20 protein-coding genes and 1 tRNA gene are annotated in these 22,227 nt (G+C 60.3%); 11 read left to right on the top strand and 10 right to left on the bottom strand.

Annotated elements, in window-relative coordinates; translation table 11 throughout:
* Window positions 1-140 precede the first annotated feature (140 nt).
* Window positions 141-854: a hypothetical protein gene (locus tag NKH91_RS19130; protein WP_352884121.1), complete on the top strand. Its 714-nt coding sequence runs from the start codon at window positions 141-143 to the stop codon at window positions 852-854.
* A 63-nt stretch (window positions 855-917) separates the two neighbouring features.
* Here NKH91_RS19130 and NKH91_RS19125 read toward each other — a convergent pair whose 3' ends face one another.
* The 3 genes from NKH91_RS19125 to NKH91_RS19115 are packed head-to-tail and all read right to left on the bottom strand — an operon-like array spanning window position 918 to window position 3,657.
* A complete protein-coding gene (locus tag NKH91_RS19125; RefSeq protein ID WP_352845161.1) occupies window positions 918-1,694 on the bottom strand; it encodes an N-formylglutamate amidohydrolase in 777 nt (258 codons plus the stop codon).
* Window positions 1,694-3,013, bottom strand: coding sequence for a type I glutamate--ammonia ligase (locus NKH91_RS19120; protein ID WP_352515775.1), 1,320 nt, complete (start codon window positions 3,011-3,013; stop codon window positions 1,694-1,696). The genes NKH91_RS19125 and NKH91_RS19120 overlap by 1 nt, the downstream gene beginning before the upstream one ends.
* Window positions 3,010-3,657, bottom strand: coding sequence for a cysteine hydrolase family protein (locus tag NKH91_RS19115; protein WP_352884125.1), 648 nt, complete (start codon window positions 3,655-3,657; stop codon window positions 3,010-3,012). Before NKH91_RS19115 ends, NKH91_RS19120 begins: the two co-directional genes overlap by 4 nt.
* 151 nt (window positions 3,658-3,808) lie before the next feature.
* Between NKH91_RS19115 and NKH91_RS19110 the strand changes: the two genes are divergently transcribed.
* The 5 genes from NKH91_RS19110 (at window position 3,809) to NKH91_RS19090 (ending at window position 7,921) form a co-directional block, all read left to right on the top strand.
* Window positions 3,809-4,531 (top strand): LuxR family transcriptional regulator, encoded by a 723-nt coding sequence (locus tag NKH91_RS19110; protein WP_352495285.1) that lies wholly within the window; start codon window positions 3,809-3,811, stop codon window positions 4,529-4,531.
* Window positions 4,532-4,700: 169 nt separating this feature from the next.
* On the top strand, window positions 4,701-5,357 hold the full coding sequence (locus tag NKH91_RS19105) for an acyl-homoserine-lactone synthase (RefSeq protein WP_352495286.1): 657 nt from the start codon (window positions 4,701-4,703) through the stop codon (window positions 5,355-5,357).
* A 33-nt stretch (window positions 5,358-5,390) separates the two neighbouring features.
* Window positions 5,391-5,804 carry a hypothetical protein gene (locus tag NKH91_RS19100; RefSeq protein WP_352495287.1) on the top strand — a complete coding sequence of 138 codons (414 nt, stop codon included), beginning with the start codon at window positions 5,391-5,393 and terminating at the stop codon, window positions 5,802-5,804.
* Between the two features lie 145 nt (window positions 5,805-5,949).
* Window positions 5,950-6,354 carry a hypothetical protein gene (locus NKH91_RS19095; RefSeq protein WP_352495288.1) on the top strand — a complete coding sequence of 135 codons (405 nt, stop codon included), beginning with the start codon at window positions 5,950-5,952 and terminating at the stop codon, window positions 6,352-6,354.
* A gap of 43 nt (window positions 6,355-6,397) precedes the next feature.
* Window positions 6,398-7,921, top strand: a complete 1,524-nt coding sequence (locus tag NKH91_RS19090; RefSeq protein WP_352515774.1) for a tyrosinase family protein — start codon at window positions 6,398-6,400, stop codon at window positions 7,919-7,921.
* A gap of 90 nt (window positions 7,922-8,011) precedes the next feature.
* Here the strand turns inward: NKH91_RS19090 and NKH91_RS19085 are convergent, their stop codons facing one another.
* From NKH91_RS19085 to NKH91_RS19070, 4 genes are all read right to left on the bottom strand, one after another.
* Window positions 8,012-8,659: a hypothetical protein gene (locus NKH91_RS19085; RefSeq protein ID WP_352495290.1), complete on the bottom strand. Its 648-nt coding sequence runs from the start codon at window positions 8,657-8,659 to the stop codon at window positions 8,012-8,014.
* Complete coding sequence (locus NKH91_RS19080) at window positions 8,634-10,958, bottom strand: hypothetical protein (protein WP_352495291.1); 2,325 nt, start codon at window positions 10,956-10,958, stop codon at window positions 8,634-8,636. Before NKH91_RS19080 ends, NKH91_RS19085 begins: the two co-directional genes overlap by 26 nt.
* Before the next feature lie 588 nt (window positions 10,959-11,546).
* Window positions 11,547-11,620: transfer RNA gene (locus tag NKH91_RS19075), tRNA-Gln, on the bottom strand.
* 104 nt (window positions 11,621-11,724) lie between these two features.
* The gene (locus NKH91_RS19070) at window positions 11,725-12,657 is read right to left on the bottom strand and encodes a lysylphosphatidylglycerol synthase domain-containing protein (RefSeq protein WP_352495292.1); all 933 of its coding nucleotides are present in this window, start codon (window positions 12,655-12,657) and stop codon (window positions 11,725-11,727) included.
* A 299-nt stretch (window positions 12,658-12,956) separates the two neighbouring features.
* On the opposite strand from NKH91_RS19070, the gene NKH91_RS19065 reads away from it, so the two are divergent.
* The gene (locus tag NKH91_RS19065; protein ID WP_023717235.1) at window positions 12,957-14,363 is read left to right on the top strand and encodes a Ppx/GppA phosphatase family protein; all 1,407 of its coding nucleotides are present in this window, start codon (window positions 12,957-12,959) and stop codon (window positions 14,361-14,363) included.
* The gene (locus tag NKH91_RS19060; protein WP_023717236.1) at window positions 14,360-15,070 is read left to right on the top strand and encodes an RlmE family RNA methyltransferase; all 711 of its coding nucleotides are present in this window, start codon (window positions 14,360-14,362) and stop codon (window positions 15,068-15,070) included. Before NKH91_RS19065 ends, NKH91_RS19060 begins: the two co-directional genes overlap by 4 nt.
* A gap of 211 nt (window positions 15,071-15,281) precedes the next feature.
* Here the strand turns inward: NKH91_RS19060 and NKH91_RS19055 are convergent, their stop codons facing one another.
* Complete coding sequence (locus NKH91_RS19055) at window positions 15,282-16,703, bottom strand: MFS transporter (protein ID WP_352495293.1); 1,422 nt, start codon at window positions 16,701-16,703, stop codon at window positions 15,282-15,284.
* Window positions 16,704-16,999: 296 nt separating this feature from the next.
* On the opposite strand from NKH91_RS19055, the gene guaB reads away from it, so the two are divergent.
* The 3 genes from guaB to NKH91_RS19040 are packed head-to-tail and all read left to right on the top strand — an operon-like array spanning window position 17,000 to window position 19,521.
* Window positions 17,000-18,502 (top strand): IMP dehydrogenase, encoded by a 1,503-nt coding sequence (gene guaB / locus NKH91_RS19050; protein ID WP_352458563.1) that lies wholly within the window; start codon window positions 17,000-17,002, stop codon window positions 18,500-18,502.
* Window positions 18,503-18,533: 31 nt separating this feature from the next.
* Complete coding sequence (locus tag NKH91_RS19045) at window positions 18,534-19,073, top strand: hypothetical protein (RefSeq protein ID WP_031193481.1); 540 nt, start codon at window positions 18,534-18,536, stop codon at window positions 19,071-19,073.
* A gap of 28 nt (window positions 19,074-19,101) precedes the next feature.
* Window positions 19,102-19,521 (top strand): MAPEG family protein, encoded by a 420-nt coding sequence (locus NKH91_RS19040; protein WP_023717240.1) that lies wholly within the window; start codon window positions 19,102-19,104, stop codon window positions 19,519-19,521.
* An 11-nt stretch (window positions 19,522-19,532) separates the two neighbouring features.
* Here the strand turns inward: NKH91_RS19040 and rnd are convergent, their stop codons facing one another.
* Complete coding sequence (gene rnd, locus NKH91_RS19035) at window positions 19,533-20,684, bottom strand: ribonuclease D (RefSeq protein WP_023717241.1); 1,152 nt, start codon at window positions 20,682-20,684, stop codon at window positions 19,533-19,535.
* Between the two features lie 57 nt (window positions 20,685-20,741).
* Window positions 20,742-22,004 carry an MFS transporter gene (locus NKH91_RS19030; RefSeq protein WP_352845138.1) on the bottom strand — a complete coding sequence of 421 codons (1,263 nt, stop codon included), beginning with the start codon at window positions 22,002-22,004 and terminating at the stop codon, window positions 20,742-20,744.
* Between the last annotated feature and the right edge of the window lie 223 nt (window positions 22,005-22,227).

The following is a 22,227-nucleotide window of genomic DNA, read 5'->3' as shown; positions in this document are numbered from 1 at the left end:
CCCACGGTTAATCTTGGCAGAATTGCTATTAGGGCGCCGTGATACTGTTACGGCGAAACACGGGGGGAATCATGGCTTCAACGACACTGGAACGGCCTGAGAAATTCGAGATCGGCAGAGTGTTCAACAACAGCTTCGCCGTGATCGGCCGCAACATCGGCTTATGCCTTGGGCTCGCGCTGCTGTTTTCAGGCTTGCCGGCGATTATTCTTCGGCTGTGGAGCCAACCGCAACTAGATGCGGTTCTGCAGGGCGACCCCGGCGCCGCGGCCGATCCCTCGATGATGTTTCAGAATTCATGGATTACGGTTATTGCGGGATTGCTGTCCTTCGTTTTCGCGCTGCTGCTCCAGTCGGCGCTGGTGCGGGCGACGATCGAGGACTTGAACGGCAAGCGGCCGACCTTTGGCGACTGCATTCAGATAGCCATCCGCAATTTGCTGCCGACCCTTGGTATTGGCCTGCTCGTCGGCCTGGGTGCGGGCCTGGCGTCGATAGCCTTGCTGGTTCCCGGCATCATCTTATGGCTCGGATGGTGCGTGGCGGTGCCGGTTCTGATCCAGGAGCGGCTTGGCGTGTTTGGCTCCATGTCGCGCAGCCGTGTCCTGACCAAGGGCAGCCGCTGGCCGCTATTTGGCCTCTTCCTGATCCTGATGATCATCGCGATGGTCATCCAGTGGGTGATGCTGGCAGTCATCGTCATGTTGGGTGGGATCATTGCCGATGTGGCGGCAGCCTTGGTGTCGACCGTACTGTCGATGGTGCTGTCGGTGGCCACGGCGGTCAGCTATGTCGAGCTGCGTCAGGTCAAGGAAGGCACCAGCGTCGAAGAACTGTCGCAAATCTTCTCCTGAGGACGGGTGGAGGCTTTTCACCGACGGCTCGGCTCTCGCATTGCGCTACTGAGCCGAGCTTGTTCACAAAGCCTTTGTCTGCGCCGGTAACGCTGTGGCCAGCCGCTTCGCCCATTCCTCGATGCCGGAGCGGCCCGCCAGCAAATCCTGCCTGATCTCGATGAGGATTGCGGGAATGCCGCGATCGTCGCCATGGACCGGTATGGCATAGTCGCCGTCGCGGCTGATCACATAGGGCTCGTTTGCCGCGGCGTTGAGCGCACTGTCGGCGCGCAGGCCGGCAAGCACTGCCTGGCCGAAATCGACTGCCCGATCGTAAAGCACGCCGGCGTGCCAGGGCCTTCCAACACTGAGGTAGACCGGCGTGAAGGAGTGAATCGCCGCGATCCGCGTCGCTCTGCCCTGCCTCGCCCGGTCGTCGAGATGGGCGGCCACGCGGTTATGAAACGGCGTGAACATGATTTCGGCACGCCGGCTTCGTTCCTCCGGATCGAGGCCGACATTGCCGGGGATTTCAGTGTCCTCCGATAGCACCGGAATGCTGCCGCTGGAACCAAGCGGCCGGTTGAGATCGATCAAAAGCCGCGAATAGGAGCTGAGGAAGGCCGGAGCATCGAGCAGCTTCGACAGAAGGCGGGTCACTTCGGCGGCGCCGATATCCCAGGCGATATGGCGCTGCAAATGGCTGCTGTCGAGACCAAGCCGCGCATACTCGGCCGGGATGTGATTTGACGCGTGCTCGCATATCAGAACGATATCGGAACGCCCCGTTTCGTTGATTGCGTCGACCGCGGGTGGCCAACCTTCCGGTAGGATGGCGTTGGCAAGCGGCTCAGCCATCAATACAGCGTCCGGTAAAGGTCGCAGACTGCCACTGGATCAAGCCCGGCAAGGCGCTCGGTCTCATGCCGCTTGAGGCCGACAAAGGTCTCGACGAACACCGGCGCGAACCATCCTGTCACGGTCTTGTCGGCAACGAGCGCGTCGAGTGCCGCCGGCAGCGTTTCCGGCAGCCGTACGAGGCCAAGCTTCTTGCGTTCGGCGGCGCTCATCTGCGTCGGGTCGCCGGTGACCAGCGGCGGCGCCGGCAGCTTGGCCTTCAGCCCTTCCAGCCCGGCGCGCACGATCGCCGCCAGCGACAGATAGGGATTGCCGGTGGCGTCGGCTGCCCGGTATTCGATGTTGTACTGCCGCGCCGGATCGCGCCCGCCGATTGTCACCGTCGGGCAGATGCGCAGGCTCGCCTCGCGGTCGCGATCGGCAAGCCAGGTGTAGGACGAACTCCAGCTATGCGGCTTCAGCCGGTAGTAGGACGACACACTTGCCGCCGTCATGGCGGTGATTGCGGGCAGGTGGCGCAGCACGCCGGCGCAGAACGAAGCGGTCCGGCTGGAAAGACCGCCCGGCTGGGCCGGATCGTAGGTCGCCGGCTTGCCGGCCTCGTCGACGAAACTGAAATGGATGTGGACGCCGTTGCCGACGGCATCCGGCGCGATCTTGGGCGCGAAGCTCGCCCGCCAGCCGGCACATCGCGCGACTTCGCGCGTGATCTCACGGATGGCGACCGCGCGATCGGCCGCGGCGAGCGCATCGGCTGGCTCGCATGTCACCTCGAATTGGTCGGTGCCGAATTCGGCGATCACCACTTCGGGCGCGACGCCGGCTTCCGCTAGCGCCGCTATCAGATTGGCGGCAAACGGATCGGCGCGGCGCAATGCGGCCAACGACATCGAATGAGCCGGCCCAAAGTCGCCCTCGATATGGAATTCATGCTCGAACGCGGCGATGACGGAAAGCCCGGTCGCCGCCTTCAACTCCGCCAGCGCATCGCTCAGCATGGTCCGCGTACAGCCGACCCACGGGCTGCCGTCCAGTTCGACGATGTTGCCGGCGACCATGTCGAACGGTGTCGGCGATCCGGTCAGCGCCGTGCGAAACCGCGCGTTGAGATCGGGAATGAGCCGCACATCGCCGGACGAGCCCCAGGGATTGGGGTCGACGATGGAATTGAAGGGCGTCAGCGACAGATTGGCCTGCAGCCAGCCGACGCCGGTCGCGGCGATCTTCTGCAGCTTGCTTTCGACGACGGAGCGGCCGCGCGTGATCGCCGAAAGGTCGGTGGTGACGACGGCAACGAGCGGTTCGACGGTCGATGTCATGTAGCTTTTCCCAAGGCTTCGAAACGGGCAGTAATGATGGCGGTGTCGGCGATCCAGCAATAGCCGCCGAAAGCCTCGAGCGCGCCATCATGGCGCTCCTGCGAGGCAGCGGCGCAAGCGTCTGATACGCAGGTGACGAGGTAGCCGCGATCGGCGGCATCGCGCACCGCCATGTCGACGCACTGGTCGGTCATGATGCCGGCGACGATCAGGTAACGCACGCCGAGGTTTTTCAGGACATAATCGATGTTGGTCGAATTGAAGACTCCCGACGACGTCTTCGGCAGCATGATCTCGTCGCCGACCGGTGCCAGCGACGGCACCGGCAGGCCTTCCGGCCGGCTCGGCGCGATATGAATCGGCGTCAGCTTGTGGTCGAGCGAGCAGTCGCGGCCATCCTCGGTCAGGCTTTGGATGATGGTATGGAGCACCTCGACGCCGTTGGCCCGCGCCGCCGCCAGCAGGCGTTCCTGGTTGGGGATCGTTCGCGACGCCGTCTGCCGGTAGAAATAGTGGTCGGGACCGCGCTCCGGATGCGCCGGATCGGCGCCGGGCTCCAGCCAGACCCGTTGCATGTCGACCAGCAGCAGCGCGGTTTCGCCGGCCCGGAACGGCTCGTTTCGTTTCGGCAATGATGGCGTCATGCTTGGGGGTCCTGCTTCGCTGATCACGTCTGGCTGATTTAGCTGATTTTGGTCCACGCGTCCTGCGTGGCGGACACACTTATTGGGAGTATTCGAAGTTGCTAATTTGAGTTAAAGTTTGTTTTCGGGCGTGGAGACGGGGGTCTCTGTGATGATCGATTCAGACGTGTTCGACTTTGTCGAACGCTGCAGGAAACACACAGCCACCGGGCCGCTGCTGAGCGACCTTCTCGATACCGTGAGGAACCTCGGCTTCGAGCACCTTATCCTGAGCGGAGTGCCGCTCAGCGGTCAGAAGCTTGCGCCGATGGTTGAACTGAATGGCTGGCCGGCCGGCTGGTTCGAACGCTATGTCGAGGCCGAGCATGCCGCGGTGGATGGTGTTTGCATCTACTCGGCAAAGACCCTGAAGCCGTTCCTCTGGTCCGAAGTCCCGGCAAAGTGGTCGGATACGGAAGGTTCACGACGCGTCGCCGGCGAGGCGACGGAGTTCGGCATCTGTAGCGGCTTCGCTGTGCCGATGCTCAGCATTCACCATTGGCAATCCGTGCTGTCGTTTGCCTCTTCCGCGAAGTCCTGCACCCTTTCGCCGCGCCATCAAGTGCAACTGGTGACGATGGCGGTCTATGCCGGCATGTCGATCCAGGCCTTGGCGGATGATAATGATGACGATGAGGGCGTGCTGACCGACCGCGAAAAAGAAGTGCTGCTCTGGGCCGCGGCCGGCAAGACCTCGTCGGAGACATCCCAGATCCTTGGTCTGACCGAGCGCACCGTCAAATGGCACTCAACGCGGGCCCGCGAGGCTTTTGGCGTCGCAACGACCACGCAGGCGGTCGTCGAGGCAGTGCGCCGGCGCCTGATCCACCCCTAGAGCATGATCCCGAAAAGTTGCAGACTTTTCGGATAAGATCATGCGAAGAAACAAAGAGCTAGAGCAGGACGACCGTCCTGCTCTAGCCGCGTCAACTGTCCTATCGGACAGGTGACGTACATTAGCGAGGCTGCAAATATCCCTGCGAGAACGATCGGGGGATCGCGCCATGATAACGGCCCATGTAGTCAACGCGCATAACAAGCATCTCTACGAAAACGAATTCGACGAGTTTCTGCGCCGCCGGCACGATTTCTTCGTGCATCAAAAACGCTGGCGCCCTCCGAGCCCGGATGGTCGCGAGCTGGATCAATTCGATACGGATGCGGCGACATACCTGCTGGGCATTGAAGACGATCGCGTAGTGACTTCGGCTCGATTGATCCCAACGAGCGAGCCGCACATGGTCTCGGAGGTCTTTTCTCACATGTGCGAAAAATCGGGCGTCCCAAGACGTCCCGACTGGGCCGAATGGACCCGCACATTTGTCGTTCCCGACAAGCGAACTGCTGGACTGAGGGGAACGCTGACGCAGCTGTGCTGCGCGGTAATGGAATACTCTCTCGACGAGGGCCTCAGCGCCGTCGGCGGCGTCCAGGAGACGTACTTCATGCCGCACCACGGCGCCCTCAAATGGCGCGCCGAGCCGATGGGCATGGCGAGGGAAGAAAACGGCGAGTGGTACATCGTCGCGTATATCGAGGTGAACGAGGCGGCGCTAGCGAGCGTGCGGAAGATACTTGGGATTGAGCATTCGTTGCTGGTTCGGCGGGGACGACAGGTACCTTTTGTGGACAACAGAAGGACGGAGCTCGTTCTGTACTAAACGCGAACAACCAGGGCTGTAAGGGAGGAAGCTATGCAATCGCGTGTTTATTCTGTCGAGGACGTGCATATTGAGAGCCTGATCGTAATTCCCGAGAATCCGCCAGCCATCGCAGTATCGGCCAAGGGATCGGTTCCAACAACCGGATGGACGCATCCCGATCTTGCGCCATGGATATATATAACTCCCCCGAAGGACGGTATTCTTGATCTCGACTTTGTGGCGACACAGCCAACTGGCTTCGTACTGCAAGTCTTCACGACCATAGGCGTCGTCAAGGCGTTCCCCGTTCCTGCGTGGGTAATTGGTGTCAGGATTCACAGTTCGACGAACAAAATGGAAGCCAAGATCGAAGGCGCCAGTGAGCCGACCAAAGCCTTGATGAGTGGGGAAGGCTTGCCGGTTCCCTGGCCATTCCCTTGGTGGGCACCGAAGAGCATTCGATAATCCGGGCGTTGGCGAACTCCGAACGCGCGGGTTGGACGGGCGATTTCTTATGGCGGACCAGTGCAGCGAAATTGTCTCTGCCCTGAATAACCATTGTTGGCCGGAGTGAAGCTGAGACCATGTTTCTCTAATGAGGAGTACAGAAATGAGATACTCGACGCTGCATATCGTGACTGGGATCGTCGCATCCCTAATGTCGCCGGCTGCTTTGGCCGCAGATGATGTCGGGCTGGTATCGGGATCGTTCTCCGCGACCTATGTGCCTACGGACACGGGCTGTTCGGCGCTCCTGGTAACGGGGCAATTTCTCGCTCCAACTCCAGATTATAAACTGAGCCTTGCGAAAGCGAGCCCTCAGGATAATCCGCTCATCCTCCAACTAGAACTTTCCGCACTTCCACCGGTGGGGCAGGTAACGCAGGTGTTGACCCTGACGCCTGTTGAGTATGCCGATCCCAACTATCAAGATTGTCACTATGGTGTGGCGGTTAGTTACAACAAGCAGAGGGTCGTTGTTGGCCTAATACCTGCGAGCGTCAAAGGTCGATGAAGCAGTTCCATCCAGGACATGATGTCTAGACACCGAACGCAACATGAGGATCAACATGGTTACGCGAAGAGATGTAATTGTTGGAGGCTCTGCATTCGTCGGTCTAGCGGGAACGGTCTTCAAGGCACAAACCGCCACTTCACGCATTCGCTCGGAGGTCAGCACTCCAGAGGGACGAGGGATGCTGTCGCGCTATCGCGAGGCGGTAAAGCTTATGAGAGACGAAACCAAGTTCCCTCGACACGACCCAAGATCATGGAAATTCCAGGCAAATATCCACTGGGTTCATCCAGAAGACAATTCGGAGGAGGCATTTGATGCCATATTCTCAACCAGCGGCATGTCAAATGAACAAGCAGACGCTGTCAAAAGGCATCGTATTCTGGCGATTGGCACCTCTTCTGCAGTGAGAACATGGGCAACCTGCCAGCATACGGACAATGTAGAGTACTTTTTCTTAGGATGGCACCGACTTTATCTGTGGCACTTCGAGAGAATCGTTGCCTCACTTGTAGGGGATGACTTCGCATTGCCGTATTGGGACTACTCCCAGAAAAACTCTTCCTTCGGTCGCGCCCTGCCTCCTGAGTTTCGAGTTGCCATAAACGGATCACAAGCAGGGAACCTGCTATGGTATGAACACAGAGACGCTAAAATGAACAAGGAAAGCAACCCTGCGGAACTTGAAGAGTCGGATGTCACGTCAACGGTCGCATTTAAGGCCGATGGGCTTTACAAACCAGGTGATATGAGTGGTTTTAGTCGAAGTCTTAACAACGCTCCCCACGGCAATGTCCACGGCGCTATTGGAGGTTCCGGAATTGATGCCGGGATGGGTAGCGTCCCTACGGCCGCGCGTGACCCAATATTCTGGATCCACCATTGCAGTATAGATCGCCTATGGGAAATGTGGCGGAGATCGTCCAAAGGCAAGTCAGACGAGGGGTCTTTCCGCAGCGACTGGGAAAACGTGTCGTTTGCTTTCGCTGATCGTAATGGTGAACGTACGGAAATGGCAGTGCTTAAATCTTTAGACCTGCCGTACTTGGAGTATGATTATGATACCGTTCCCCTCGTGGAGGAGGTGATCACTACATTGGATATTCAATCGTCGCGAAAGGTGATGATCGCCGAAATGGGGAAAGGTGAATCAATCACCGTGGTTGGAACAGGGGCTGTAGTTGACCTCGCTACTACGCCCGATCTGATGACAGTAGGTGCTGTGGAGATTTCTGACGCATCAATTGAATTGGAAATTCGTGCTACCGAAGAGCCGAGTACATCGTTCAATGTATTCGTGAAATTTCCTGCCCAAGCTGCGCTCGAACAAAAAGAGGTAGCCGTGGGTCGGTTCAACGTGTTTGGTGCGTCAACAAAAAATCAACCCGGCGGCGCTCAGTTCTTGGTAACCCTTGATGCAGCGAGTGTTTTACCTGAGCTTAAAATTAGAGGCATTGAAAAGCTTGAACTTCGCGTTTCGCCAGTGAAAGGTGAAACGACAATCCCTATCAAGATCGATTCGGTTCGAATTCTTGTGAAGCAGCGACAAAAAGGCGAACTTAAATAGTATCACAAAATCATGGCTGGGGAACCTGGATTCGAACCAGGACTAACGGAGTCAGAGTCCGTGTTGGGATATTGGTTACTGAGGGCGCGATCAATTGTCCGCATTGGCATCGAGCACCATGGCGACGAATGAGGTCCGCTGAAAGAAGCGTAGCACCCAAATGGATTGCGTATAGGACGGTTCCGACAATAGAAGATAGCGATAGTCAAAAATATCTGGCTCCGCCGATTCAAAATGCATCGCGCCAAGAATCTCACCAGGAATCGCAAAACGCATGACATCTGCGAAGACCTGATGATCTTTGATAGGTGAGGGGAGTCCATGGTGCTTGGACAATCCGCGCACGACCTTGCGAACGATTCGTAAGATCCGCTCATCGTCGGCTGGATAAATCCTATATCGGTCGGGACCGGCATCTGGTGCTGGTTTCATCAGGGCAAAAAGGTCTTTGAGGCGGCGCTTGCCATCGACTTCTGCGAAGGCCCGTCGGGCGGCTCCATGCCAGATTTCATTCACAGCGTCGGTTGCGTCGCCGGCCACGAGGATCACGTTTCTAAAATGCGCGTCGTCGTCGGCCGTTCCGTTGTTGCATTCGGAGCAAGCCGCAATGATGATCCGCTGAAATTTGCTGGTGGCCTTCGACGGCGGATAGAGGCACTTGGGTACGACGTGTTCCCGCGTGGTGATTTTGAATTCTCCGCAAAGACCGCAGTTATCCCACCGTTTTCGTTTGCTCACTGTTCCCGTCTTTCATTTGGCTAGGAGCCTCGCCTTTGAGCGCGCTTTTCCTCTTCTGATGCTTACGTTCCCAATGCTTCCGGCGTTCCTCGTCAAATGTTGGTATGTCTAAATAGATCGACTGGGTGGCATTCGCGATGGCGTCAAGGTCATGGGTGTCCTCATAGCTGGCGAACTTGGCGTGCGTACCGCCCAACTTCTTCCAAGCGTCAGTCAAATGAAACTCGAAAAGTAGCTCGTTCCCGGTGAAGAGGATCACGGGATTTGTTGGACGGAAATCGTTATTCAGTCGTCGGCCCCATTTGACCAAACGCGTCAGCAATTGCTTTTCTTTTACCGTGAAGCTGTTTCTCAGCACTGACACAACAAGGTAAGAACCGGGGAGTCGAGAGCCAATATCAATCATCCGGTCGATGTCGGCCTTTTTCAGAAGCTCACCATCACCAAGCGATTTCGCCTCACCGATGATGAGGTCTGGCGGCCGGTTCGTATCCATGTCCGATGCAGCCTTGAAAATCACATAGTCAGCTTCCCGCTCAATACCATCAAATCTTAACTTCAGCGCAGTCGAGAACGTCATTGCATCAGAGCCGCCTCCAGACAGCCTGTCGAAGACACGCGCGACCAATATTGCGCCGTATGCGCCACGGGCATAGTCCGGCACAGCAAACGGTCCTATCGCCCGGAATGCCCAATTACCGTTATTCTTTTTGAGTCCCGACTGGGGAAACGGGTAAACCTTCAGACACCGTTCACATGTTAGTTCGTATTGGGTCTCCGCTAGGCTATGCCAGTTCTCGAATTGACAGTGTGGGCAGCCTGTTTCGATGCCAAGTCGAATGATGTTTCTGCGCGTGAAGTCCTCAAGCTTAACCTTGCTAAACAATCCCTTGCTATTTCGCTTCTCGATATGAGTGTGCCAAACGTTTAGGGATCTGGACTTGCCGCCCAAATGCTCCTCCGCAGCATCATCCCCAAGCTGGCGTTTTCGAAGACTGCCTGCCATGCTGTTCAAAAGCGCCAACGTATCGAGATTGGCGAGGAGGTGCACGCCCCAGAATCCTTCTAGGTGGTTGAGTACCTGCCCTGCGACCAATCCAGCATCGGAAGCTATAGCTTCAATTCCAAACACTTTGAGGGAGCCGATCACCGCATTCTCGTGGCTGATTGCCCTGAAGGACTCGACGGAATCCTTATATTTCTGAACGAATGACCAACCCTCGGCACCAACCAGAACTTCGTTGCCCATAGTGTCGAGGCTCGGCCAGTGTCGGTCGAAGGTGTTGAATGGGAACACTGTCGCCACGGCAATATTGTTGCCGTAAGTTCCGATCCGGGCAGTGTTGACCCAGCGGGCGTTTTGGCCGCCATAGCGCTCTGCAAAATCCGGGGCCAATGCATCGAACTGGATCATGCACTTATCATCCGTTGTCAGCGCAAATCGCTTGTCGCGCGCGGTGATTTCTGCCCTTAAATATCGCGGGTGCAGTGTGTTCTGAGGCACCCATATCTCATTGCGCCATCTCTTCACCGAAGGTGTGAAGTCGCCGGCTGCTGCAATGATTTTTTCCACGGTTGAGTTTTGGACGTCATCAGAGATCGACCGCGCAAACTCAATCGTTGGATGGTGCATGGCCCCGTTCGGATTGCCTTGGAGCGGGCGAGTTTCATCTTGTAGAATGTGTGCAATGTCATCGGCTAGAACATCAGCCCAATCGATTGGCACTGGCAGTACCGGGCTAGGCTCCGAACGCATGTTCCACAGATCGATAACGTCAATCGAGCGGCGAGGGTCGAAAATAAATACCACCAGATCATGTTGCCAGGAACGCTGAACTTCGAGTCCGTACTGGGTAGTGCGTAGCGGAGTCTGTGCTCCATCTAAGAACACGTTTCGCCAAAGCGCGTGGTCAGCTTTCATCACTTCTGGTTTGAAGACATTGGCATAGCTTTTAGCGAAATAGTCAGAGGCCTCATCGGCCGGATAGTCTCCGAAGACAGCTTCAACTAAAGCGCTCGTTGGATCGACTGGTACAGCCACAGCAGGGCGTGCATCGCGAAGCCGAAAGCGCCGCTCGGTTTCGTAAATCTCAGCGAGTGGGTCTACTATGCTCAGTCCCATGCTGAGTTCGGACCAGTTGCGGTCCTCCCGCTTTCTGAGGAGAGCGTCCAATCCAATAACCGACGTCCGGGCGAGGCGATCATTACGCAATGCCGCTAATCCGATGGCTTCGGCAAGTCCTTCTTGAGCTTCGACGAAAACTTCCGGCTCGAAAAACTGAACGTATCCACGGGCCACATTGTAACCCTTAACTCTGTCTCGCGTGCGCGACATCCAAGCCGTAGGCGGCTTCTGAAAGACAGGGATAATAGGATTATAGGCACCTCCCCAAAGGCACGTGCAAACCTGCATGAACCGACGGATCGATCCCATATCGGTTGGCTTTACAAGTAACGCAATCCGGGTTGGGCGAAGCCTCACTGTTGCGGAAATATCGACCATCGTTCAGGCCCCCCGGGCATTTAGTGCGACAATAGACCGGACAAACCAATAGTCCGTGCAAATTTATTGGAAAAAAGAGAGCAGAAGCTGGATAATCTGCATAGGTCATTATATCTGGGATAGGAGTAACACGCTCCTATTTCGTGACCGCGCATTGGGGTTACCCGGCTTACACTGGTCGGCGCAACCGAGGCGGAGATAGCCACATTGACCGGCCATAGCCTTCGTGACGTACGCTCAATTTTGATGTGCACTACCTTGTGCGAGATACGGCGCTGGCGAAAAAGCCATCGCAAAGCTTGAGGGGAAAAAAATTCCCAACCAAGTGCCCAACTGACACTAGCGGGTCGGGTCTGAGCAGCCGGAAATGTGAGTGAAATCAAGTGGCTGGGGAACCTGGATTCGAACCAGGACTAACGGAGTCAGAGTCCGTGGGTCTACCGTTAACCTATTCCCCAGCAGGCGCGGCTGTCGAAAACCGATGTCGCCGCGCGTGCCTTGTAGCCGCCGCCGGAAAATAGTCAACCCTGTGTCTGGGTTCAATCGTCGGCTTCTGGCGCATTCAATTCTCGCTGCGGCTGAATTGCGAGCGCTCGAAATAGAGCACGACGCCGAGTGCGATCAGCAGCGGGATGATCAGGTAGAACAGCCGGAACACCAGCAGCGCCGCCAGCACGCCGACCTGGTCCATATGTGACAAGCCGGCGAGGAACACCACCTCGAAGACGCCGAGCCCGCCCGGCGCATGCGAGATCTGCGCGATCGAGAACGACACCAAGAAGACGCCGAGCACGACGAAATAGCCGGGATTGCCGGCGGCGGGCAGGGCGAAGAAGATGATCGCCGCCGCCGCCAGCAGCTCGATCGGGCCGACCAGCAATTGCCGCGCCACGATCGGCAGCGCCGGGTAGTGCAGCTGAAAGCTGCCGATTCTCAGCGGCCTCAGATGCAGCCAGCTGCCGAAGACATAGGCCGCCACCACGAGCAGCATGGCGAGTCCTGCCGCTTGCGACAGCTTGTGGTGCGGCGTGCCGGAAAACCGGTCGATCACCTCAGGCTCGAGCAGCAGGACGAGGCCTGAGACGAACAGCGTCGACAGCACGAAGGTGATCCAGCAGATCGCCACCAGAACGCCGACATCCTGCCCGGTCAGGCCCCTGGTGCCATAGGCGCGGTAACGGATCACCGCACCGGAAAACACCGAGCCGCCGATATTGTGCGACAGCGCGTAGGTGGTGAACGAGCAGAAGGTGACGAACAGCCACGAGACTTTTTTGCCGATGTGCAGAAGCGCGATGTGGTCGTAACCGGCGAGCGAGGCATAGGCAATGACCGAGCTCAGCGCCGCCAGCACCCAGCCGCGCGCCGGGATGGCGACGATGCCGTCCCAGACATCGTCGAGCGATATGCCGCGCAATTCGTGCAGCAGCAGCCACAGCGAGAACACCACGGCGGCGATGCCGATCACGGGCCAGAAATAGCGCCTCCAGTTCATGGCGTGAGGATCATGCGTTGCAGCCCGTACCCTTTTTCCGGTTCGCAGCAGGAAAACCGCCCGCGGTCCCGAATGGTTTCGCCCTCCATTTCAGAAATGCCTCATTGAAGCCGGCTATTCAACCGGGAAGGCGCGCCATCATCGGGCCGAGGGCACGGGCGAGACAATGCCGCCGGCAAAATTCGCCGCGAGCACTCTTGGTGATCCGGCCCGGCGCTGATAGTCTGGCGGCAACTTGAACATGTAAATGCGCCTGCTGCGTCCGGTCTCCGGTTCGCGCGGCGCCGGAAGGAACCACAGTGGAAGACCACGAAGCCGGCGCTGGTGCGCCGGAAGTGGGCGTGTCCAGGGGTTCGCCGACGCCGTCCGGCCAGGCAAGCCCATCCACCGGACGCTACGGCCGTCAGGTGCAGCCCCGGTCCGGCAACGGACAGACTGGCGACACGTCCCAGCACCAAAAGGGCCAAGACCAAAAAGGCCCGCATCAGAACGGCAAACCCAAGAAGCGGCGCAAGCGCCGGCGCGGGCGCAAGGTTTTCGCGCGCGACGAGGCTCGTCCGCTGGCGGCCGGCGCTTCGGTGCCCGCCGCCAACGAGACCCCGGCCGCGCCTCCGCCCCAGCCAGCGGCTTACGTGCCTCCGCCCTCAGCCCCGGCAACGTCGCCAAGGCCGGGGCAAGGTGCCCGCACGCCGCCACCGCTGCAGGAGTTGCCGGTGTTTGCCGCGCTCGATCTCGGCACCAACAATTGCCGTCTGCTGGTCGCGGTGCCGACGCGTCATGGCCAGTTCCGCGTCATCGATGCCTTCTCGCGCATCGTCAGGCTGGGCGAAGGCCTTACCGCCAACGGCCGGCTCGGCGAGGCTGCAATGGACCGCGCGGTCGAGGCGCTGAAGATCTGCGGTGACAAATTGCGCAACCGCAAGGTCAGGAAGGCCAGGCTGATCGCCACCGAGGCCTGCCGCACCGCCGCCAACGGCGTCGAGTTCCTCGAGCGCGTCGAACGCGAGGCCGGCCTGAAGCTCGAGATCATCGACCGCCAGACCGAGGCGCGGCTGGCGGTGTCGGGCTGCGGCTCGCTGGTCGAGCGCGACACGCAAGGCGTCGTGCTGTTCGATATCGGCGGCGGCTCGTCCGAAATCGCGCTGATCGACCTCACCGGCCATCGCTCGCCAAGGCTTGCCAACCATATCGTCTCGTGGACCTCGCTGCCGGTCGGTGTCGTCTCGCTGGCCGAGCGTTTTGGCGGCCGCACGGTAACGCGCGAGATCTTTGGCGCCATGGTCGAGGATGTTGCAATGCGGCTGCGCGCCTTCGACGGGCGCGACCGGCTGAGCCACCTCCTGTCCAGCCCGAAATTCCATTTGCTAGGCACCTCGGGCACGGTGACGACGCTGGCCGGCGTCCATCTCGATCTCGAACGCTACGATCGCCGCCGCGTCGACGGGCTGTGGATGGATCGCGACAGCGTCGACCGCATGGTCGAAAAGCTGGTCGGCTGGGATTTCCAGCAGCGCGTCGCCAATCCTTGCATCGGCGCCGACCGCGCCGACCTGGTTCTGGCCGGCTGCGCCATATTGGAGGCGATACGTGCCGTCTGGCCGTCGGAGCGGCTGCGTGTCGCCGACCGCGGCCTGCGCGAGGGCATATTGAGCGAATTGATGGCCGATGACGGCGTCTGGCGAAACAGTGGGCGTGGCCGGCAATGACGAAGAAACCGGAAAAGCCGAGTTCGGCCAGCATTCGCGTGCTGAAGACGAAGATCAAGAAGAAAAGCGGCTTGAAGGAATCGTCGCGCCGCTGGTTGCAGCGCCATATCAACGATCCGTATGTCCAGCGCTCGAAGGCCGACGGCTATCGCTCGCGCGCGGCCTACAAGCTGATCGAGATCGACGACAAGCACCATTTGCTCAAGCCAGGCATGAAGGTGATCGACCTTGGTGCGGCACCCGGCGGCTGGTGCCAGGTCGCCGCCGCACGTACGAAATCTACCGCGGAACACCCGAACGTCGTCGGCATCGACTATTTGGAGATGGACGCGGTGCCGGGCGCGCCGGTGCTGCTGATGGATTTCCTCGATCCTCAGGCGCCGCAGAAGCTGGCCGAGGCGCTGGGCGGCCAGCCCGACATCGTGCTCTCCGACATGGCCGCACCCACCACCGGCCACAAGCGGACCGACCACATCCGCACCATGCATCTTTGCGAGGTGGCGGCCGATTTCGCGCTGTCGGTACTGAAGCCGGGCGGCCACTTCCTCGCCAAGACCTTTCAGGGCGGCGCCGAAAACGAATTGCTGGCGAGGCTGAAGCGGAATTTCCGCTCGGTCCATCACGTCAAGCCGCCGGCCTCGCGCGATGAGTCGGTGGAGCTGTATTTGTTGGCGAAGGATTTTAAAGGCGGAAACGGCGCGGCGTGAAAATCGCTCTGTAGCGATCCTTCGCGCCCCCCTCTGTCCTGCCGGACATCTCCCCCACGAGGGGGGAGATTGGCAGCTTCGGCGCGCTGTCTAATCCTGCAACGTTGAATATTGGCGAAAGCCGATGTCACGTCCGATCTCCCCCCACGTGGGGGAGATGTCCGGCAGGACAGAGGGGGGCGCCTCCGGCGTCCGTAAGTACGAGCAAAGGTCAACTCCCCGGCGGGCTCACCGGCTCCAGCGTCTTCGGCGGTGTCAGTCGGCCATGTCCCGACACGGCATTGCCGGCGTCCGGCGCCAGCCGCATGAACGACAGCGAGGCTGCCGCCGACATCGCCGCTACGATGAAGAAGGCGGTGTGGAAGTCGCTCAGCGTCAGTGGGCCGCCATGGATCTTGGTCGACACTTCCAGGATGCCGCCGGCCAGCGCCACACCGAGCGCGATTGCCAACTGCTGGAACACCGCGGTGATCGGCGTCGCCTTGCTGGTGTCGGCGGCTGAAATCTCGGCATAGGCAAGCGCGTTGATGCCGGTGAAGAACATCGAACGGATGAAGCCCCCGGCGAGCAGCATGGCGAGGATCAGCCCATAGGGCGTGTCGGGTGTGAACAGGCCGTTGATGGCAATCGACGCGGCAGCGATGAGCGAGCCTGAAATCAGCACACGGCGGAAGCCCGCGACCCTGAAGATCAGGGCGGTGACGAATTTCATGCCTATGGCGCCGATTGCCGAGACGAAGGTGATCATGCCGGACTGGAACGGCGTCAACCCGAAACCGATCTGGAACATCAGCGGCAAAAGAAAAGGTACGGCACCAATGCCGATGCGGAACAGTCCGCCGCCGAGCACTGACGAGCGGAACACCCGATTGCGAAACAGCTCGAGCGCCAGCAGCGGATTCTTGGCGTGGCGCGCGTGCAGCAGATAAAGCACCGCCGATGCCAGCCCGACGGCAACGGTGATAAAGCCGGCAGCCGGCGGCAGGGCCGGCAGGCTGACCACCGACAGGCCGAACACAATGCCCGATGCCGCCAGCCCGCTCAGCACGAAACCGATGAAATCGAGCGGCGGCGTCTGCGCGGCGTCGGTCTTCGGCAGGAAACGCGTGGCCAGCCAGATCCCGATCAGCCCGATCGGTACATTGATCAGAAAAATCCAGTGCCAGGTGAAATAGGTTGTGATGAAGCCGCCGACCGGTGGACCGACCAGGGGGCCGACCAGAGCCGGGACGGTCAGCCACGACATGGCGGCGACGAGCTCGCTTTTCGGCGTGGCGCGTACCAGCACCAGGCGTCCGACCGGCGTCATCATGGCGCCGCCAATGCCTTGCAGGAAGCGTGAGACCACGAAAGCCGGCAACGAATTGGACATGGCGCAGGCGACCGAACCGATGATGAACACGGCGATCGCGGCGCGGAAGACATTCTTGGCGCCGAAGCGGTCGGCCATCCAGCCGCTGATCGGAATGAAGATCGCCAGGGATACCAGATAGGCGGTCAGCGCCAGCTTGAGCGCGATCGGGCTGGTGTGGATGTCGATGGCGATCGCCGGCAACGATGTCGCAATGACGGTCGAATCCATGTTTTCCATGAATAGAGCGACCGCCAGAATAAGCGGAATGGTGCGGTTCACGATGGATCCGGCCTTGAAATGTGCGTCGCTATTGCTTGCCGGCCTTGGGGCCAAACCGACACGTAGGGCGGTTATCACGCCTTGGCCCGGATGTCGCATTAATTTGCTGTCACGTTTGTGCGACCGCAAGTCGTGCGCAGCACCTGGGGCAAAATGCATCGTCGCCACTATACAACCATCGGCTTTTCAACGGCGACGGGACGTGTTACGAGCCAGCGCCAATCCTGAAAGGGAAGAAGACGAGTCGGCGCTGTCCATCCAGGGCGAGCGCCTTTCCTGCATTCCGAGGGCTGGCCATGGCAAAAATCATCGAGACGTCCACCGGCGCATTGGCGCTGACCTTTGACGACGTGCTGCTGCAGCCCGGTCATTCCGAGGTCATGCCTGGCGAGACCGACATCCGCACCCGCATCGCCGGCGACATCGACCTCAACGTGCCGATCCTGTCGGCCGCCATGGACACGGTCACCGAGGCGCGGCTTGCCATCGCCATGGCCCAGGCCGGCGGCATCGGCGTCATCCACCGCAATTTCTCGCCGGCCGAACAGGCCGAGCAGGTGCGGCAGGTAAAGAAATTCGAATCCGGCATGGTGGTCAACCCCGTCACCATCGGTCCCGAGGCGACGCTGGCCGATGCGCTGGGTCTGATGCGCACCTACAGCATTTCGGGCATTCCGGTGGTCGAGAACGGCGGCACCGGCGGCCACACCGTCGGCCGGCTCGTCGGCATCCTGACCAACCGCGACGTCCGCTTCGCCTCCGACCCGGCGCAGAAGGTCTATGAGCTGATGACCCGCGAGAACCTGATCACCGTCAAGGAGAACGTCGATCAGGACGAGGCCAAGCGGCTGCTCCATCAGCACCGCATCGAGAAGCTGGTTGTGGTCGATCGGGACGGCAATTGCGTCGGGCTGATCACGGTCAAGGACATCGAGAAGTCGCAGCTCAACCCGCACGCCACCAAGGATGCGCAGGGACGCTTGCGCGCCGCCGCCGCCACCAGCGTCGGCGATGACGGTTTCGAGCGGGCCGAGCGCCTCATCGACGCCGGCGTCGACCTTCTGGTGATCGACACCGCGCACGGTCATTCGCAGCGCGTCCTGGATGCGGTGACGCGGGCCAAGAAGCTTTCCAACTCGGTTCGCATCCTGGCCGGCAACGTCGCCACAGCGGAAGGCACGCTGGCGCTGATCGATGCTGGCGCCGACGCGGTCAAGGTCGGCATCGGGCCGGGCTCCATCTGCACCACCCGCATCGTCGCCGGCGTCGGCGTGCCGCAGCTCTCGGCAATCATGTCGGCGGTCGAGACGGCGCAAAAATCGGGTGTCTCGGTCATTGCAGATGGCGGCATCAAATATTCGGGCGATCTGGCCAAGGCGCTGGCCGCCGGCGCCAGCGCGGCGATGATCGGTTCGTTGCTGGCCGGCACCGACGAGAGCCCGGGCGAGGTCTATCTGCACCAGGGCCGCTCCTTCAAAGCCTATCGCGGCATGGGCTCGGTCGGCGCGATGGCGCGCGGCTCCGCCGATCGCTACTTCCAGGCCGAGGTGCGCGACACGCTGAAACTGGTCCCGGAAGGCATCGAAGGGCAGGTGCCGTACAAAGGACCTGTGTCTGGCGTGCTGCACCAGCTTGCGGGCGGCCTGAAAGCCGCTATGGGTTATGTCGGTGGCCGCGACCTTGCCGATTTCCGCGAGCGCGCCACTTTTGTGCGGATATCCAATGCCGGACTTCGTGAAAGCCACGCCCATGACGTCACGATTACCCGCGAAAGCCCGAATTATCCTGGCGGAGCCTGATCGCCATGCGCATTGGCGCAATCTGGCGGCGATGATCCTGCGGCTGTCGCGCCACGCCGCCGCACTCTGTTTCGCCACCGTGGCGATTTTCATCATCATGACGGCGATGGAGTTCCTCTATTTTCGCCAATTGAGCGGCGGTCTGCCCTCGCTCGACATGCGCTATGCCGGTTTCACTCCGGATGAGGGCATGGCCTGGCTGACGGCGCTCGGCCGGCGTGGCAGCGAGATCATTCTCGTCTGGCATTACCTGACCTTCGACCTGCTGTTTCCGGCGCTGCTGTCGCTGACGATGGTCAGCCTGATCCTGGCAACGGGCCGGCGGCTGAAGAATTTCCATTCGCTGCCTGCGCAAACCCAGTCGATATTCGCAGCTGTGCTGGTGCTGCCCTACACGCTCGCCGACTATGCCCAGAACATCGCCGTGGCTCGTCTTTTGTCCGATTTCCTGTCTGCCAATCCGGATTCGCTATCCTTTGCCTCGGCGCTGATCGTCACCAAATTCGCGCTTCTGGCGGTGCCGGTGACCGTCATTGCGGCTTTCACTCTGATGGCTCAGAAACGGCCTTGAAGGCTGGGTGACAACGACAGAGGGCGTCTTGAACCAGACCGCGATCTTCTGGCCGATGCTGGCGCAGGTGCTGCTGGTCTATATCGTCTATGTCGTAATGGGCCGGCGCCGCTATGGTGCGGTCAGGTCGGGCGAAGCCAAGACCGGCCAGTTCAAGACGCGCTCGACGGAGCCTGGTTCCAGCATCACCGTCGCCAACAATCTGAGCAACCAGTTCGAACTGCCGGTGCTTTTCTACGTCTTATGCCTGACGCTGCACGTGACCAATGGCGTCAATTATCTGACCTTGGCGCTGATGTGGATCTTTGTGGTCTCCCGCTATCTTCACGCATCGGTCCACTTGACCAGCAATCGGCTAATCCTGCGCAGCAGGGCATTCTACGTGGGCGCGGTAGTTCTCGCACTTGGCTGGATATGGCTGGCGCTGCATCTGCTCGGCTTGGTCTGAGCAAGCTCAAGCTACAAATCGAACACCGCGATCTTGCGCTTGTCGAACCTGATCGCGAGTTCACCGCGCACCAGCCTGAGCGCGGCCTCGCCAAAGACGGCGCGCCGCCAGCCTTGCAATGCCGGCACATCGGCGTCCTCGCCCTCTGCAGCGATGCGATCGATGTCGTCACTGGAGGCGAGTACCTTCGATGCGACACCTTCCTTTTCGGCAACGATCCGCAGCAGCACCTTCAGCAACTCCGCCGCGGCGCTCGACCCCTCCGGCGGCTGGAAGCTCTTCGGCAGCTTCGGCATCTCTTCCCTGGGCAGCGCCAGGGCAGCGTTGACTGCGCCAAGCAGTGCCGTCGCCGTCGACGAGCGCTCCCAGCCCTTCGGCGTGGTACGCAGCTTGCTCAGCGCCGCCGTATCGCGCGGCGCCTGCTGCGCTACTTCGTAGATCGCATCGTCCTTGAGCACCCGGCCGCGGGGCACGTCGCGCTCGCGCGCTTCGCGTTCGCGCCAGGCGGCCACCGCCTGCACGATCGCCAGTTCCTGTGGCTTGCGCAGCCGCATCTTGAGCCGCTTCCAGGCATCCTCGGGATGCGGATCGTAGGTCTCGCGCGAGGTCAGCACGTCCATCTCCTCGTTCAGCCAGTGGGCGCGGTTTTCCCGCACCAACTCGGCGCTGAGGTGCTTGTAGACTTCGATCAGATGGGTGACGTCGGCGAGCGCGTAGTCGAGCTGCTTTTCGGACAGCGGACGATGGCGCCAGTCGGTGAAACGCGACGACTTGTCGAGCCGCGCGCCGGTGATGCGCTGCACCAGCTGGTCGTAGGAGACGCTGTCGCCGAAGCCGCAGACCATCGCCGCGACCTGGGTGTCGAACACCGGATGCGGCACCAGATCGCCGAGATGCACAATGATTTCAATGTCCTGCCGCGCCGCATGGAAGACTTTGACGATCGCCTCGTTGGCCATCAGCCTGAAGAACGGTTTCAGGTCGATGTCGGGCGACAGCGGATCGATCAGCGCCGTCACCCCGGGCGCTGCCATCTGGATCAGGCACAGGATCGGCCAGAAGGTCGTTTCGCGAATGAATTCGGTATCGACGGTGACGAATTCCGCCTTTTCGAAAGCGGCAATAACGGTCTCGAGTTCGTTCTGGGTGGTGATGACGTGCATCAAATCGCTTTTGGCAAGGGATAGGGTCTCTTTCAATTTCAGCCGCGCGCGCTTTCGTCAAGCGCAAGCACCTTTATCGGGCTTTGCGGGTTCATCGGGATCGGCATTCCGCTTCGCCAACCGGGCAAAAACCGTCGATGTGCGCAACAGCGCCGTAAAACGGCTGCGATGGCTCGCCGGCACAGCAGAGCGCGCCCGCATCCGGAAAAGGATGACCGCCACGAAGATCGCATAGACGGTGGCGCTGAACACGAACAGCGCGCTCGGCCCGAAATATTGCATCACCGTCGAGGCTGCGAAGGGGCCGCCAATGGCGCCGAAGGAATAAAACAGCATCAAGGCTGCGTTGATCAGCACAAACTCGCCCTTGTCGGCGCGGTCGTTGGAATGCGCCGCCGACAACGAATAGAGCGGCATGGCAAAGCAGCCGAAGATAAAGACGAGCAGGAAGTTGAGGAACGGGCTGCCGCCTGCCACGAACGCCAGCGCCAGTGCCGCCACCATCGCACAGCACGTCGTCATCAGCAGCACCGAGCGCCGGTCCCAGCGGTCGGAGAGATAGCCAAGCGGATATTGGATGATGGCGCCGCCGAAAATGCCGACGCTGACGAAGGTGACGACGTCGGCGACCGACATGCCGATCTGCTCGGCATAGACCGGCGACAGGGTGCGGAAGGCGCTGTTGGTCACGCCGACGGCGATGCAGCCGAAGCAGCCAAGCGGCGAGATGCGCCAGACGCGTGCTAAATCGAGTTTGACGTCTTCCGGCGGCGTCGGGTTGGAGCGGTCGCCGAGCGAAACCGGCACCAGCGACACGGTGATCATCATCGACATGATGGCGAAGATGGCAAAGCCGCCAGCGCCGAAGATCGGGATCAGGAATTGGGCGCCCGTCACCGAACCGATGTCGACCATGCGGTAAATGGCAAGCACCCGCGCCCGGTCGGTGTTGGTGACGCCGGAATTCAGCCAGGCTTCCATGATGGTGAACAGGCCGGCAAAGCAGAACCCGCCGGCAAAGCGCACGGCGCACCACATCACCGGATCGATGACCAGCACCAGCAGCAGCGTTCCCGCCGAGGCGATCGCCGCCAGCGCGGAAAAGGCGCGCACATGGCCGACGGACTTCATGATGCGGGTGACGGCAAGGCAGCCGAGCAAAAAGCCGGCGAAATAGAACGTGCCCATCAGGCCGATAAAGGAAGCGGGAAAACCCTCCTGCGCACCACGCAGCGCAATCAAAGTGCTCTGCAGGCCGTTGCCGCCGAGCAGGATGCCGGCGGCGATCAGGAGCGGGATCAGCGGGCGGATGGAGGACATGAAGGAAAGCCTGTCGTTGATCCTTCTTGAACCATCGCCTTCGCCAATGCCAGCGGCAATTCCCGGAGGCGTTGGGGCCAGGCAGGGCCATAGGTTGCCTTGGGAACTTGCGCTACCGCGTCGCGCCGGATGCTCCGTGTTGGGAACCCAAGGCGTATCTTTGTAGTTCAGTGCTGGTGGGCGAATGCGCGTCTTGTGAGCTGCCGGTGTGCTGAGGACGGTG

Origin of the sequence: Mesorhizobium sp. M0894, assembly GCF_040319725.1 — a bacterium.
Classification (GTDB): domain Bacteria; phylum Pseudomonadota; class Alphaproteobacteria; order Rhizobiales; family Rhizobiaceae; genus Mesorhizobium.
The sequence above is the reverse complement of the archived record's forward strand: the minus strand, read 5'-3'. Positions and strand labels throughout refer to the sequence as shown.